Annotated in this window: 14 protein-coding genes; 10 read left to right on the forward strand and 4 right to left on the reverse strand. The window is 66.6% G+C overall.

Annotation, left to right across the window (positions count from 1 at the left end; genetic code table 11):
- Positions 1-2: 2 nt before the first annotated feature.
- The gene (locus tag QME71_01470) at positions 3-1319 is read right to left on the reverse strand and encodes a hemolysin family protein (GenBank protein MDI6856971.1); all 1317 of its coding nucleotides are present in this window, start codon (positions 1317-1319) and stop codon (positions 3-5) included.
- Between the two features lie 186 nt (positions 1320-1505).
- On the opposite strand from QME71_01470, the gene QME71_01475 reads away from it, so the two are divergent.
- From QME71_01475 to QME71_01500, 6 genes are all read left to right on the forward strand, one after another.
- On the forward strand, positions 1506-3149 hold the full coding sequence (locus QME71_01475; GenBank protein ID MDI6856972.1) for a methylmalonyl-CoA mutase family protein: 1644 nt from the start codon (positions 1506-1508) through the stop codon (positions 3147-3149).
- A 76-nt stretch (positions 3150-3225) separates the two neighbouring features.
- Positions 3226-3636, forward strand: a complete 411-nt coding sequence (gene mce, locus QME71_01480) for a methylmalonyl-CoA epimerase (GenBank protein MDI6856973.1) — start codon at positions 3226-3228, stop codon at positions 3634-3636.
- A complete protein-coding gene (locus QME71_01485) occupies positions 3626-3982 on the forward strand; it encodes a hypothetical protein (protein MDI6856974.1) in 357 nt (118 codons plus the stop codon). The genes mce and QME71_01485 overlap by 11 nt, the downstream gene beginning before the upstream one ends.
- Positions 3983-4396, forward strand: coding sequence for a cobalamin B12-binding domain-containing protein (locus QME71_01490; protein MDI6856975.1), 414 nt, complete (start codon positions 3983-3985; stop codon positions 4394-4396). It abuts the gene before it with no gap.
- Positions 4377-5333, forward strand: a complete 957-nt coding sequence (gene meaB / locus QME71_01495) for a methylmalonyl Co-A mutase-associated GTPase MeaB (protein ID MDI6856976.1) — start codon at positions 4377-4379, stop codon at positions 5331-5333. Before QME71_01490 ends, meaB begins: the two co-directional genes overlap by 20 nt.
- A 184-nt stretch (positions 5334-5517) precedes the next feature.
- A complete protein-coding gene (locus tag QME71_01500; GenBank protein ID MDI6856977.1) occupies positions 5518-6501 on the forward strand; it encodes a hypothetical protein in 984 nt (327 codons plus the stop codon).
- Between the two features lie 11 nt (positions 6502-6512).
- Here the strand turns inward: QME71_01500 and QME71_01505 are convergent, their stop codons facing one another.
- The 3 genes from QME71_01505 to QME71_01515 all read right to left on the reverse strand — a co-directional run bounded on the left by QME71_01505 (position 6513) and on the right by QME71_01515 (position 11450).
- The gene (locus tag QME71_01505) at positions 6513-7187 is read right to left on the reverse strand and encodes a response regulator transcription factor (protein ID MDI6856978.1); all 675 of its coding nucleotides are present in this window, start codon (positions 7185-7187) and stop codon (positions 6513-6515) included.
- Positions 7188-7391: 204 nt separating this feature from the next.
- Positions 7392-10046, reverse strand: coding sequence for a hypothetical protein (locus QME71_01510; GenBank protein MDI6856979.1), 2655 nt, complete (start codon positions 10044-10046; stop codon positions 7392-7394).
- Between the two features lie 75 nt (positions 10047-10121).
- Positions 10122-11450, reverse strand: a complete 1329-nt coding sequence (locus QME71_01515) for an MFS transporter (protein ID MDI6856980.1) — start codon at positions 11448-11450, stop codon at positions 10122-10124.
- A gap of 213 nt (positions 11451-11663) precedes the next feature.
- Between QME71_01515 and QME71_01520 the strand changes: the two genes are divergently transcribed.
- From QME71_01520 to QME71_01535, 4 genes are read left to right on the forward strand one after another with little or no spacing between them, the layout of a single operon-like run.
- Positions 11664-12341 (forward strand): metal-dependent transcriptional regulator, encoded by a 678-nt coding sequence (locus QME71_01520; GenBank protein ID MDI6856981.1) that lies wholly within the window; start codon positions 11664-11666, stop codon positions 12339-12341.
- A gap of 8 nt (positions 12342-12349) precedes the next feature.
- Positions 12350-12592, forward strand: coding sequence for a FeoA family protein (locus QME71_01525; protein MDI6856982.1), 243 nt, complete (start codon positions 12350-12352; stop codon positions 12590-12592).
- Positions 12593-12602: 10 nt separating this feature from the next.
- The gene (gene feoB, locus QME71_01530; GenBank protein ID MDI6856983.1) at positions 12603-14810 is read left to right on the forward strand and encodes a ferrous iron transport protein B; all 2208 of its coding nucleotides are present in this window, start codon (positions 12603-12605) and stop codon (positions 14808-14810) included.
- A complete protein-coding gene (locus tag QME71_01535; protein ID MDI6856984.1) occupies positions 14811-15089 on the forward strand; it encodes a FeoC-like transcriptional regulator in 279 nt (92 codons plus the stop codon).
- The last annotated feature ends 34 nt before the right edge of the window (positions 15090-15123 follow it).

The following is a 15123-nucleotide window of genomic DNA, read 5'->3' on the forward strand; positions in this document are numbered from 1 at the left end:
GCTCACGCCCTTCTGATGAGAACGCGCTCGACTTTAACGCCGTCCATCTTCGATACGACCATGGTGAAACCGTCTCCGGAGACGGTCTCGCCCTCGCGCGGTATGTGGCCGAGCCGCTCGAGGACGTAGCCGGCGATAGTCTCGTAGCGCCCCTCGGGTATATCCAGTCCCAGCTCATCGTTGGCCTCGGAGACGCTCATGCCGGCGTCGACCTGGACTGTCTTCTCGTCGATGGTCTGGAACTCTTTCACGGCGCCGCGCAGCTCGTCGGCCACGGGGCCGACCATCGCTTCGAGCAAGATCTCAGCGGTCACGATGCCGGCGGTGCCGCCGTACTCGTCGACGACGATGGCCATTTGCCGGCCGGCGGCCTGCATCTCCCAGAACAGCGACCCGATAGGCTTCGTCTCGGGGATGAAGTAGGTAGGACGGATGACGGGGTCTATCGGGCTCGCCGTCGTCACTTCGCCGCGTCCGATGGCCCGGAGCACGTCCTTGATGCCGACGACGCCGACGACGTTGTCGATGCTCTCGCTGTAGACGGGGAAGCGGGAGTGAGGCGCGCGGTCGAACACCTGAAGCATCTCCCCCACGGTCATTCCCGACTCGAGCCAGACAACATCGGGGCGCGGCACCATAATCTCCTGCACCTGCCGGTCGCGGAACTGGAAGACGCGCTCCAGGAGCTCGCCGGTGCGCTCGCCGAGCACCTTCTCCTCCGTGCCGATGTCGATCATCGTGCGGAGCTCCGCCTCGGTCACGGTAGGCGTCGCGCCCGCGGCCTCGCCGAAGACGATGCGTCCGAGCACCCGGGGGACGGCAGCGATAAGCCAGACTAACGGGTATAGGGCGTCGATCAGGAGCTCCGTCGGCCTGGCGACGACGAGGGCACAGCGCTCGGTCGCCTGTGCGGCGAGCACCTTCGGTGTGGCCTCGCCGACGACGGCGAGCAGGAGAGTCGTCGCCAGGGTGCCGAGCGCAAGGCCAACTCCGCCGAAGGCATCGACGGAGAGGGCGCTGGCCATGGCGGCTGCTACGACGACAAACAGGTTCTGCAGGAGCACGATGCCGGCGAAAAAGAGGTCGCGCCGGGCGCGGAGGCGCTCGATGGCGCCGGCGGCGGCGCTGCCGCCTTCGATGAGATGGCGCAAGCGGATGCGGTCGGCGGCGACGATGGATATCTCGATGCTGTTGACGAGGGCGTAGAAGAAGACGGCCACGGCGAAGATTACCGCCGCGATTGGAGCGTTGAGGCCGCCCACGGGGAATCCCTCTTCGGCTGCGGGGGCCAGCGGGGCAACGAGCGCCTGAAAAGGCATCGGTGGGTCGAACCGCCTTGGCTAGACTGGAGTGTCTGGGCTAGCCGCACCGATCATAGCAAGGGGCGAGACGCGGTGTCAAAAGAGAAGCGGCGTTGACCGCTTGACCGGCCCCCGCTACACTCGTATCTGTTGTCTACGATTCGAGTGGCGGGTCCGTTCTGAACCACCGTTGGGAGCAGTCGCTTGTCATCGTCGGAAAACGAACAACAAAGCGGCGCGAAACAGCCTCCGGCGTCCGCGGGGAGCCGGCGCTTTGAGACAAGCTCCGGCCGCGAATTGAAAGAGTGCTATACGCCGGAAGACCTGCGTGATTGGGACTGGACCAGGCGCCTGGGCGAGCCCGGCCGCTACCCCTTCACCCGCGGCGTCCAGTCCAACATGTACCGCGGCCGTCTGTGGACGATGCGGCAGTACGCGGGCTTCGGCGACGCTGCGGAATCGAACCGCCGCTATCGCTACCTGCTAGACCACGGCCAGACCGGTCTCTCCGTTGCCTTCGACCTGCCGACTCAGATCGGCTACGACGCCGATCACCCGCGCGCCGCCGGCGAGGTGGGCAAGGTGGGCGTCTCCGTGTGCAGCCTGCTCGACATGGAGGAGCTGTTCAAGGGGATCTCTCTCGAGCGCGTGACGACATCCATGACCATCAACGCCACCGCGCCGGCGCTCCTCGCGTTCTACGTCGCCGCCGCGAAGAAGCAGGGCGCCGATCTATCGAAGCTGGGCGGCACCACCCAGAACGACGTCCTCAAGGAGTACATCGCGCGCGGCACGTACATCTTTCCGCCCCAGCCTTCCATGCGCCTGGCCACCGATATCTTCGCTTACTGCAAGAACCACCTGCCCGCGTGGAACACGATAAGCATTAGCGGCTATCACATCCGGGAGGCCGGTTCGACCGCCGCCCAGGAGATCGCGTTCACGCTCGCCAACGGCATCGCCTACGTCGAGGGAGCGCTTTCGACCGGCCTCGCCATCGACGAGTTCGCGCCCCGTCTCTCGTTCTTCTTCGCCAGCCAGAGCAACTTCCTGGAGGAGGTCGCCAAGTTTCGCACCGCCCGCCGGCTGTGGGCGCGGATAGTCAAGGAGCGCTTCGGCGCCCGCGAGCCGCGCTCGATGATGCTCCGCTTCCACACGCAAACCAGCGGCGTCTGCCTGACGGCGCAGCAGCCTGAGAACAATATCATCCGCACTACCCTTCAGGCGCTGTCCGCTGTGCTGGGGGGAACGCAATCGCTGCACACGAACGCGATGGACGAGGCGCTGGCGCTCCCCAGCGAACGCGCCGTCCAGATAGCGCTGCGCACACAGCAGATAATCGCCTTCGAGAGCGGCGTCGCGGACACTGTCGACCCGCTGGGCGGCTCCTACGTGGTGGAGTGTCTGACCGACACGCTGGAGGAGGAAGCGGAGGAGTACATCCGCCGCATCGACGAGATGGGCGGCGCAATGCGCGCGATCGAGCAGGGCTACCAGCAGCGCGAGATCCAGACCAACGCTTACCGCATGCAGCGCGACCTCGAAGAAGGGAGGCGCATCGTCGTGGGCGTCAACCGGTTCGTGAGCGATCACACGCCTGTCGAGGGGCTGCTGCGGGTCAACCCGAAGGTCGGCGAGCGGCAGGCGCGCCGGCTGCGAAAGCTGCGCCGCGAACGGGACAACGCCGCCGCGAAAGCGGCCCTCGACCGGCTGGCGGACGCGGCCCGCGGCGCAGAGAACACGATGCCCTGCTTCATCGAGTGCGCGGAGAACTACGTTACGCTTGGAGAGATGTGCGACGCGCTGCGCTCCATCTGGGGCGAACAAAAGGAGTCGATAGTCTTCTAGTGGGGAGATGGGGGCAGCGAATAGGAATGGAGACCGCAGGGCGCGAGCACTTTCGTAGCGTAGAGAGGAGCGACCGATGGCGCTTGTTAAAGGAATCGCCCACCTGGGGATCGCCGTCAGGGACCTCGACAAGGCGCTGGTCTTCTATCGCGACGCGCTCGGCCTGCCGATCATGAAGACAGCGGACCTGCGCGAGCAAGGCGTGAGAGCCGCGCTTCTACGCCTCGGCGACAGCGGTATCGAGCTGCTGGAGCCTCGAGCGGGGAGCGCGCTGGAGCGCTTTCTGGAGCGTCGCGGCGAAGGGCTGCACCACCTCGCCCTCGAGAGCGAGGACATCGCGGGCGCTCTCGCGCAGCTAAGGGAGAAGGAGGCTCCGCTGATCGATCAGGAGCCGCGCCGGGGACTGAACGGCCTCGTCGCTTTCGTCCACCCGTCCGCCCTGCACGGCGTGCTGGTGGAGATGGAGCAGCCGGAACATGAAGATTAAGGGTCTGGAATACCTGCTCATCGGCGCGGAAGACGTGGCGGAGGCGGCCGCTACCTGGCGCGAAATGCTGGGTCTGGCCGCGTCCGAGCCGTGCCCACCGGGAACCGAGTGCCTGGCGCTCGGGAACGGCGTCATACGCATCGTCGCTGACACGGACCACGTAGGACTCCTCGCGATCGCCCTTGAGGTCGAAGGGCTGGGCGAGCTGGTAACGAAGCTGCGCGAGGAAGGGATAGCCGTGTCCGACCCCGAAACCGAAGAGGACGCCATGGCAGCGGAGATCGAGCCGGCGTCGACGTACGGCGTGCCCATTCGGCTGATCGAGCACGTGGGGAAGAGGCGCTAGATGGACCAGGGACACAAGATCCGCGTGCTCATCGCCAAGCCGGGGCTCGACGGCCACGACCGCGGCGCGAAGGTGGTGGCGCGGGCCCTGCGCGACGCCGGCATGGAGGTGGTCTACACCGGCATCCGGCAGACCCCGGAAATGATCGCCGAGGCCGCCCTCCAGGAGGACGTGGACGTGCTCGGCCTCTCCGTCCTCTCCGGGGCGCACGTCGAGCTTTTCCCGCGCATCCTCGATGAACTGCGGAGCCGGGGCATCGACGACCTCCTGCTGATGGCCGGCGGGATCATTCCCGATGAGGACGTTCCCGCTCTGAAAGCGATGGGCTTTCGCGCCGTATTCGGCCCCGGCGCAGATACGCGGGATATCGTCCGTTTCGTGCAGGAGAACGCGCGTGGCGGCAGCCGCGGCTAGCGCCTCCCCTGTCGGCGACCTGACGGATCGCCTCCTTGCCGGCGACAGGCGCGCCCTCGCCCGCGTGCTCACCCTCATCGAAGACGGCACGCCGGAGGGACGCGAGGCGCTGCGAATCCTCTATTCCCGCACCGGCCGGGCGCACACCATCGGCGTGACGGGCGCCCCCGGCTCAGGAAAGAGCACCCTTGTCTACGCCCTCACTCTCGAGCTTCGCGCGCGGGGCCGCAGCGTCGGCATCGTCGCCGTCGACCCGTCGAGCGCCTTCAGCCGCGGCGCCGTCCTCGGCGACCGCATCCGGATGCAGGAGCTGGCATCCGACCGCGAGGTGTTTATCCGCAGCATGGCCACGCGCGGCTTCCCCGGCGGGATTGCCGCCACCACTCCCGGCGTCGTCGCCGCCCTCGACGCGTCGGGGAAGGACGTCGTCATCGTCGAGACCGTGGGCGCGGGCCAGGACGAGGTCGATATCGCCTCGGCAGCGCAGACGACGGTCGTCGTCAACACGCCCTCCGCCGGCGACGACGTGCAGGCGATGAAGGCGGGTCTGCTGGAGGCCGCCGATGTCCTCATCGTCAATAAGGCGGACCTGCCCGGCGCGGATGCCCTTGCGGCCCAGCTCAGCGCGGCGCTCGCCACGGCGCCCGGCGCGGCTGTGCCGGTCCTCCAGACGGTCGCCACGACTTCCGAAGGCGTTTCCGCCCTCGCCGACGCGGTGGAGGCGCACCGGCGGCGCCTGGAGCATTCGGGCGAGCTTGAGCGCTGCCGCCTCGAGCAGGCGCGCAACCAGGTGCTGGCGCTGCTCCGTCACCGCCTGCTGGACGATCTTCTTCGCTCGCCGGAAACCGCGAAGTCGCTTGAGCGGCTGATAGGGGAGGTCGCCTGCCGGCAGACCGACCCCTACACCGCAGTCGACCGGCTCATCAGCGGCAGCTAGCAGGCAGCACGCGACCTCTCGTCCGGGCAGGTCCGCTTTCCTCGGCGACGACGGCTCAGAGCGGTCCCCATCTCCTGCGGCCGTTTGCATGAGGCCATGCCTGCTCAGTCGCCGGCAGAGGGGAGTGATGGTACAGTGGGACTGAGGGGCCGGCCTCGTCGCCCCTCTCTTGAAAGAGCACGGGATGGTCTATCTTCTCTTCTTCGTGACGGCGGCGGTGATTATCGTCGCCGGGGTGGCGCTTGCCTACAACGGCGAGACGATAGCGGAACGCACGGGCCTGGGCAGGATCTGGATCGGCGCCTTTCTTATCGCCGGCACGACATCTCTTCCCGAGCTTGTCACCTCTTCGGTGGCGGTCGTTAGGGACGCACCCGACCTCGCGACGGGCGACATTTTCGGGGCGAACATGGTGAACATGTTGATCCTGGGGATACTTGGGCTGCTGTTCGGGAGGGCGTGGGAGGTCCGTCGCGAGCCGACGGGCATAGCGCTCGCGGCGGCCGTCGCCATCCTGATAACGGCGACCGCCGGCGTTTTCTCCGTGTCCGATTCGAACTTGAATCTGGGGACGCTGAGTCTGGCCAGTCCCCTGCTGGTGGCGATCGCGGTTGGAAGCGCGTTCTTGCTTCGGCAATACGAGGAGAGGATCGTTCACCCCAGCGCGGAGCGCCAAGAAATCGAGAGGAGGGCCATATCATTGCGGTCCGCGGTCATCCAGTTCGTGATAGCCGGGGCGGCGATTCTGGCCGCAGGGCCGCTCCTCATCGTGGCATCGGAGGAGATAGCGAAGGAGGCGGGCCTGAGCGAAAGCTTCTTCGGGGTAGCGGCACTGGCGCTGGTGACAACCCTGCCCGAGCTCGTCACTTCCGCCTCGGCGATGCGGCTGGGATCGATTGACCTGGCGATAGGCAATCTTTTCGGGAGCTGCATCACGAACATGGCCATCCTCGCCTGGCTGGACCTCCTCTATGTGAAGGGGCCGCTTTTCGAGACGGTGGGCCCCAGCCAAGTGGCAGCGGCGATGGCCGGGATCGCCATGATGACGACGGCGCTCATAGCCGTAAATGTGCGGCGGGCGGACCTGCGCCTTCACGTTCAACCAGCGGCGGCGGCGCTCATCGTGACGTACGTCATCGGCCTGCTGCTGGTGTACCAGGCGGACTGAGATTGGGGCGCTCAGGCGACGGAAAGCGTGCGTCTCGGGTCGATATCGAGGGCGATCAGCACTGCCCGCGTCCGATCGGAGACCTGCAGCTTCCGAAAGATGTGGCGGATGTGAGTCTTTGCCGTACCGGCGCTGATGCCCAGAAGCGCCCCAATCTCCTTGTTTCCCCGGCCCTGCGCCATCAGGCCAAGGACGTCGCGCTCTCTTGCCGTCAGGCGCTCGAGGACGCTGCCCGCCGGGCCAACGGGCGCGCTCGACTGCGGCGCACTGACGCAGGCAAAGAGCTGTGAGGTGACATGACGGTCGATGACGTTCCCGCTGGAAGTGATGACACGAATGGCCTGCAAGAGGCCCGACCCGCGGGTGTCCGCCCCCAGATACCCCTGGGCGCCGGCTCTCAGCGCCGCCCAACACTCGTCCAGGTCTGCGCGGTCGGTAAGCACGAGGACGGGCAGCGATGCGTTCCGTCTCCTGATGCCTCGAATGGCTTCCATGCGGTCAAGCCTAGAGAAGCCGTACCCGAGCACGACGACATCGGGAGGAAGGAACACGGCCCTGGCGATGGTCTCGTCGACCGTTTTGCATGCCGCGGTCAGCTCCATATCCGGCTCCGCGGATACGAGTCCGCCGAGACCCTGCCGGGCCAGGTCGGCGGAATCGGCAATCTGCACCCTGATCCTTCTCATCGCTTCCTCCTTTGGTGACGTCAAGGCCCACAAGTTCCCTTATCGACCCGCCCCCCGCGAAGTCTCTCCTGTTCCACCATCGATTTTGAATCAGGAGAGCGGGCGCGGCTATAGGGCCCCGACGTATAGGAGACGTCAACGCGCCTGATAGTCCGTGGGCGCAGCCTTTACTCCCGTTGGTAGAAGGCCATCAGGATGGGCCGGTTAAGGCTGAGAGGAAGGGTTGCCCAACCGAAGCGTACGCAAGCCCCAGGGAGGAAGGGTGACAGCGTCGACGGGCGACTCCGAAGCGAGGTCGAGCGAGCACTCCCACAGCGAAAGCGGGCCGCCGCTCTCGATGGATACCTCGCGGTCCGCGTCGGAGGGGTTCCAAATGCGGGCGTAAACACGGTCCTTCTGCACGAACAGGGACGAGAGAATGACCGGTTCCGGCTGCAAGCGGAGAAAGCTGCCCTGGGCAGGCAATGAGCCGTAGCGGGGGCTGAGGGCGGCGCCCAGGCAGGGAAGCCGGTAGTCGATTGAGGCGCGCAGCGCGTCCCATCGGGATGAGAACGGGACGACGGAGCATTCGTAGGCGTAGCCGCCCTGCAGACGCGTGAAGCGGGATCTGCCGCCTCGGACGGAGTCGTCGCTGGCGTACGGCCACCTCTCAGGGGCCCAGGCGAGCACGTTGCGCAGGACTCCCGTGCGGGGGTCGTAGTGGTATCCCGGCGTGCCGCGGTTCAGCAGCGCGACGCCGTTCTCGGAACCGTCTTCCAGGGTCAGCAGGCTTAGGGCGGTTATCCGGCCCTCGCCGGCCTCTTCTACCAGGAAGGGGGAATCGAAGAAGAGGCGCGGCAGCGGCGACGCGACGCTAAAGCAGAGCTTTTTCTCGTCCTGCAGATAGTAGGGAGCGTCGGCGCTGGAATCGGAAAGCTGGGGGCCGAAGACGGCGCCTTCGCCGAAATCGAACTCCATCCGGAAGTCGATGCGGGGCAGCGTCTGGTAGAGGGTCACCCACTGGCGAAAGCCCATCTTCCCCATCTTGCCGTCGATGCAGTAGCGGTCGAAGACGGGGCCGCGCTGGAAGAGAGTGACGCGCGCGCTGGTCTGCCGCGAGTCGTGGTACTTGCCCTTCAGCCAGACGCCGACGTGCCCACCCTCCAGGACGGTCTTCTCCCCCGCGAGAAGCTGCACGCTTCCGTTGGGATGGAGGTACAGGGAGTAGAACGGATTTCTGAAGAAGCGGGGCCCGGCGCTCAACGGCAGCGGCGATGGGGCCGGCGACTCGGGGAGCGCCCGCCTTTCGCGGATATCGTAGAGGGCGTAGCCCAACGGAGGCAGTCTGGCGACAAAGCCGAGCACGCTCTTGTTCCCCAGGCGCTGCACAACTTGGGAGGGCACTTCCGAGCCGCCACGATAGACCGACGGGGAGGTACCGGCGACGGTTATCTCGAAGTAGTCCTCGCGGCTCCAGGAGGACGGGTTGAAGAGGACGAGGGCGCGCCCTTCGGCGGCGGAGCTGTCGACGCGGGCGGCAAGGTAGGCGGCCGCCTCTTGCGCTATTTGCTCCGACGACTTGCGGGCGGCGACGGCCATGTCCTGTCCTACTTCGGCCATGGAGCGCTTGTGCTTTCGGGAGAGCCAGGGGCCGCAGAGGAAGAAATCGTGGTGCTGGGAGCGAAGGAGTCTCTTCCAGGAGTCGCTGAGCTTCACTTCGTCGCTGCGGCGGCCCATGGCGTAGGCGAGGGCGTCGAGCCGCTCTGCCAGCAGGAGCGCGCCTTCGGCCTCGGCGATGTCACGCTGTAGCCGGCCGCCGCCGAGCCCCCAGGGTATCGCGGCAGGGATATCGGTGGAGCGGCAGGTGATAGAAGGGCCGCCGTTTTTCGCGGCTTCGAAGTATTCGCCGGGGGTCACGAAGCGAAGGTCACCTCTGGCGGCGAGGGCGGAGGCGCCGGGGAGCGGGGCTTCGGCAGGATTGGGGTCGGCGAGACGGCTCAGCAGCGGACGGCTGATGCCGCGACGCTCCGCCTCGTCGCGGAAAGCTTCCAGCCTCCCGTTGTCCCAGCGGTCGAGGTCGCCGCCGAGAAGGACTCCATCCGCGAGCGCGCGGCGATGCCTTTCGGGGAGATCGTGCCCCATGAACCCGTAGCGGGGGACGACCGGGACCTCGTTGCCGTCGGGGCCCTTCCACTTGAGGAGCGACGCGTCGTGCGCGGGGTCTCTGCCGAAGGCCGCCCAGTGAGTGCGAAACACAGCGCCCGTGTAGCGAAAGGCGGAGAGGACTTGCGGGAGTTGAGGATAGAACTGGGGCTCACCGGCCATATATGAGCGGACGCGGGCGCCCAGAGCTGCCTCGATGGCGGCGAGGCCGTAGTAGAGGTGGCGAACGTTGGCTTCCCCGCTGACCGCGCGCGCAAGCGGCTGGGCGTAGGCGCCGTTAACGATTTCCAGCCGGCCGGTGGCGAGCAGTTCCCTCACGGCGGCGAGCGCGTCGGGCGCCTTCTCCGCCATCTCCTCCAGGGTCTGGCCGTCGAGCTCGAGGACGGCGCGAAGGCGAGGATCGGCCCGAAGGCGATCAAGCACGGTCTCGAAGACGAGCGGCCAGAGGAAGGCGTACCAGAGGCCGCCCCCTTTGAGGCCGATCCAGTCCCAGAAGGTGACGCTGCCATGGTAGCCGTCGATCAGGCAGACGGGATCGGCGTGGTGGGCGTGAAGCGGGTCGCCGGCGGAAGCGTGGGCCAGGCGGCGTTCCTCGCGGAGGAGGCGCTGTCGCCGGCCCCTCGCGGCGCGCTTGAGCAGCACAAGCTGCACTGCGCGCGGAAGAAGGGCCGAGATGGCCAGCCGCGCCGTCACTCCCCTGCCCGCGAGCTTCATCATCCGCGACCTCTAACGCTCCAATTAAGCAGCAAACGGGGCGCTTCCGGCAAGGGTAGCAGCATCGGCGGGTTGTGGCTAGGGTTCCGCTTCCGCCTCGGCGACGGCGAGCGGCGCCCTCGCTTCGACGGCCCTGGGCATCGGCGTGAGGATTATCGCCGGAACGGCAACCAGGGCGGCCACCGCAGTTATGAGGAATGCCGGCCTGTAGTCGCCGACAACGTCGTACATCGCGCCGACGAAGATGGGGCCGCTCACGCTGCCTATGCTCGATATGGTAAACATGAGGCCCTGTATCCCCGCAAAGGCGCGCAGGCCGAAAAGCTCAGCCTGAAGCACGGGCCTGACAGCGATCGAGGCGCCCCAGCCGGGGCTGAACAGCGCGAGATAGAAGATCACCTGCCACTGCGTCTGAATGGTAGCGATGGCAAGGATGCCGAGAGCCATGAGCGCGTAGGCGGCGGCGAGCAGCTTCTTCTTGTCTATGAAATCGGCAAGATAGCCGAAGCCGAGCCTGCCGAAGAGGCTGAGCACCGTCATGGCGGTGGCGATCTGGGCGGCGGTCTCGGAGGAAAAGCCGATCGACTCCTTGAGATACGCGACCTGGTGGACGACGATGCCCATGCTGCCGAGGCTGATCAGCGCCATCGAGATGCCCAGCAGCCAGAAGGTGCGGTTCCGCAGCGCCTGCGTCATCGTCAGGCCCTGCCGATGGATCGAGGCGGTCTCCTCAGTCACACGTGCGCGTTCGAGCGCCGTTTCGCCTTCGGCCGAGTCCGTTCCGGGAGCAGGCGCGGCGACTGCCTCGGACGGCGGCTCGCCGTCGGGCAGGAGCCCCATGTCCTCCGGCTGCTGCCGCACGAGCAACGCCAGCGGCACCCCAATGACGATCTGGGCGATCCCCACCGTAAGAAGAGCGCTTCTCCAACCGAAAGCGGCTATCAGGGCGGCAAGCACCATCACCATGACGCCGCTGGCGCCGCCGCCCAGAGTAACCAGCGCTGTCGCCCGGCCGCGCTTCTTCACGAACCAGTGGGCGATCGCTGTGTAGGCGACGGGGCCGCTCGTGGCGCCCATTCCAACGGCGATGACCGCCACCGAAAGGTAGAGACCCCAGATGGCGTTGATGCGGCTAAGAAGGATGAAGCCGATGCCGACGAGGATGATGCCGGCGATGAGCAGGATGCGCGAGCCCAGCCGATCGATCAGGTAGCCGACGACCGGCGCTTCCAGGCCGCCCATCTCGGAGCGCAGCGAGAAGGCCCCGCCTATGACCGCGCGGCTCCACCCGAACTCGTCGCTGAGGGGGTCCACGAGAGTTGAGAAGCCGTAGAAAAAGGTGCCGGTAGTGACGAACATGACCGTGGCCATGACGCCGACTATCCACCACCCGTAGTAGATACGCATCCCGCTAGATCCCTGAGCGCGAACAGGGGGAGAGGCCTGCCATAGCGAAATCGTAGCACCGCCTGCGAGTTGCACACAATTCTCCACCGCTGCGCCATTTGCGCGCGCGGCCGATAGTTATTAGGGAAGCCTAAGTCGAGGTGGGAACCGCGTTCTTATTTGACTGATGGCTGCGGTCGAGAATAGAATTAGGTGGGCCTAAGTGAGTGAATTATGGCGCCTGATCTGATTGAAGAGCGGCCTGAGGAATACCTCAAGATAATCGGCCTGGCGGCGGAGCACCGCGAGGACGCCACGACCTCGTACCTCGCGAAGCGGCTCGGCGTCTCCATGCCTTCCATCACCGAGATGCTCCATCGCCTCGCCTCGAAAGGGCTCGTCCACTACCGCCCGCGGGGCGCCGTCCGGCTGACCCCGGACGGTCAGCGGGTGGCGAACTCGCTCATTCGGCGGCACCGGCTGTGGGAAGGCTTCCTCGTGCAATTCCTGGGCTTTAGCTGGGACGAGGTGCACGAGGAGGCCGGCCGGCTGGAGCACGTCACCTCCCCGGCGCTGGAGGAACGGCTTGCCGAGTTTCTGGGCGATCTGGCCTCCTGCCCCCACGGGCACACGATACCCGGCCGGCGGGAGAAGACGGGGGCGATCCGCCCGTTGAGCGAATTCGAATCGCCGGGGGCCGCGAGGGTCGCCCGCATTCAGGACGAGACGTCCGATTTCCTGCGCCGGCTGGACCGGCTCGAGATCAGGCCGGGCTGTGTGATGGAGGTGCAGGATGTGAGCGCCGAGGACGGCTCGGTCTGGGTCCGCGTCAGCGGACGGCTCAAGGAGATCGCCCCCGACCTGGCGTCGAGCGTAATGGTCGAGAAGATTGAAGATGGTGAATCGGATTAGTTGAGGACATGGTGGACTCAAGAGATACAGTCGTACCCCTGGGTGCGCTGCTTCCCGGACAAAGAGGGACAATTGTCAATCTTTCCGGCGGCAGGGCCTTTGTCTCCCGCTGTCTGGCGCTGGGTTGCACGCCGGGCACGCGGGTAAGAATGGAGCGGAACAACGGCCGTGGGCCGGTGATCGTAGTCGTGCGGGGAGCGCGCCTGGCCCTGGGACGCGGCGAGGCGATGCGCGTCCAGGTGACGAGATAGGGAGCCGGGCATGAGCGAAAAGGAGCGGAGCCAGAGCCGCGGCCGGCGCCGCGCGCTCGGCGGACTGGCGTTGCTCGGTTTGCTAGGGCTGGCCCGGCGCCGCCGTGACCATCGCCGCGACGACCATCCTGACGAAGACTGGCGCGCGCCTGCCGGCCATAAGGAGCGTCGCTCGGGCCACGGAATCCGGAGCCGTCTCGAGGGCCACGAGACCAGGCGCGGCCGGCCGCTGACGGTTGCCCTCGCTGGGGCGCCCAACACGGGCAAGAGCACCGTCTTCAATGCCCTGACCGGCCTGCGACAGCACGTGGGCAACTGGCCGGGAAAGACGGTGGAGCGGAAGACGGGAATATGCCAGCGCGACGGCACCCTCTTCTCTATCGTTGACTTGCCCGGCAGCTACGGTCTCACGGCGCACTCTCTGGAGGAGGAGATAGCCCGCGACTTCCTCGCCAAGGAGAGGCCGGACGTGGTCGTGGCCGTTGTCGACGCCTCGAGCCTCGAGCGCAATCTCTACCTGGTCTGCGAGCTGCTTCAGCTTGGCGTGCCCATGGTCGTGGCCCTCAACATGATGGATGTTGCCCGCAGTAACGGCCTCGAAGTAGACAGCGAGGCGCTGGAGCGGACGCTGGGGGTACCCGTCGTGCCCATGGTGGCGCGAAACGGCCAGGGGGTATCGCAACTGCTGGAGGCGATAGCGGCCGCCCCCGGAGCGGCGAAGAAGGCCGACGCTGCCGGCCCGGGACTGGACCCGGCAACCGAACGACTGGTGACCGACCTCGACGCTCTGCTTCCGCCTGAACTCCGTCTCTCCTATCCGCGCCGCTGGGCCCTCGTAAAATTGCTCGAGGGCGACCCGGCGATGAGGAAGACGTTGAAGAAGACCGGCCCGCGTGACGTATGGGAACAGGTTGAAGGCATCCTCCAGCAGCACGAGCAGGCCGTCCTTGAGATAGCCGGCGGTCGCTATGACTGGGCCGCCAAGACCTACCAGCGGGCAGTGGGGCGGCCCTCGGGAGAGCGCGTCTCCCCCGGGGAGTGGGCGGACCGTCTCCTTACCCATCCTCTGGGCGGGGTCATTGCCTTCGTGGCCATGGTCTTCGTCATCTATTGGCTCATGTTCAGCGTGGCCGCGCCCGTGCAGGGCTGGCTGGATGAGAATGTAGTGGCCAGGACCGCCGGCGGGCTGGAAGACGCTCTCAGCGGCTGGCCGGACTGGACGGTGAGCCTTCTCGCCGACGGCGTTATCAGCGGTGTCGGCCTGGTGCTGACGTTCATTCCCATTTTGGCGGTGCTGTTCCTCGCCCTGGCCGTCCTCGAGGACGTCGGATACATGGCGCGGGCGGCGTTCGTCATGGACCGGTTCATGCACATTATAGGTCTGAGAGGCAAATCGTTTTTGCCCCTTTTCATCGGCTGGGGATGTAACGTGCCGGCGATCACGGGCAGCCGCATTATCGAGTCGCCGTCGGCCCGTCTGACGACCATCCTGATAGCGCCGCTGGTTCCCTGCGCCGCGCGCATGGTGGTGATAGCGCTGTTCACGGCCGCCTTCTTCCGCGGCGCAGCGGCCCTGGTCTCGTGGAGCATGGTGATGGTCAACCTGGCGGTCCTGGCCCTCGCGGCCCTGTTCATCAGCCGCTTTGTTTTCCGGGGGCAGGAGTCCTCCTTCATCATGGAGCTTCCACGTTACCACACGCCGAACGTGAGGACGGTCCTCCTGGCGGCGTGGGAGCGCGTGCGGCGGTTCGTGACGCTTGCGGGGACGGTCATCCTGTTCATGTCCGTCGTCGTGTGGGCCTTCTCAAACTTCCCCAGCGACGACATCGCGGACAGCGCCCTGGGGTACGTCGGCCGCGGCCTGGAGCCTCTCGGCGGGCTGATGGGGCTCGACTGGCGGATGATGGTGGCGCTGCTCACGAGCTTTGTCGCCAAGGAGCAGACGATCGCCACCCTGGGGGTGATACTCGGCACGGGCGAGAATGGCGGTGCAGCGCTGGAGACCAGCCTGACCGACATCATGGTGCCGGCGGCTGCGGTGTCTTTCATCGCCCTGCAGATGCTGTTCATACCGTGTGTCGCTGCGGTGGCGGCGATCCGCCAGGAGACGCGGAGTTGGCGCTGGACGGGCGCCGCCGTGGGCTACATGCTGGTGGTCTCTTTCGTGGTGGCGACGATTATTTACCAGTCTGCCCGGCTACTGGGCGTGGGGGTGTAGATGCTGAAGAAGGCGCTTGATCTCATCGCCAAAGGGCGCGCCTCGTCGCTCGACGAGCTGGCGGCGGAGCTGGAGTTGCCGTCGCTCCTGGCGGAGCAACTGGTGGAACGTCTGGTAGAAAACGGCTACCTCACGGAAGTCGACGCCGGCGAGGCGCTGAAGTCGGGCTGCGCCGGCTGCTCGCTGCGGTCCTGGTGCGAAGGGAGGACGAGCAGCCGGCTCTGGGAAGTGACGCCGAAAGGCATGGCCGCCGTAGCTGAATCCGGCCCCGCCCGCTGACCCGCGCGTCCGCCCGCGCCGGAAGGGCTGCCCG

The organism is Dehalococcoidia bacterium, from assembly GCA_030018455.1.
GTDB lineage: Bacteria > Chloroflexota > Dehalococcoidia > DSTF01 > JALHUB01 > JASEFU01.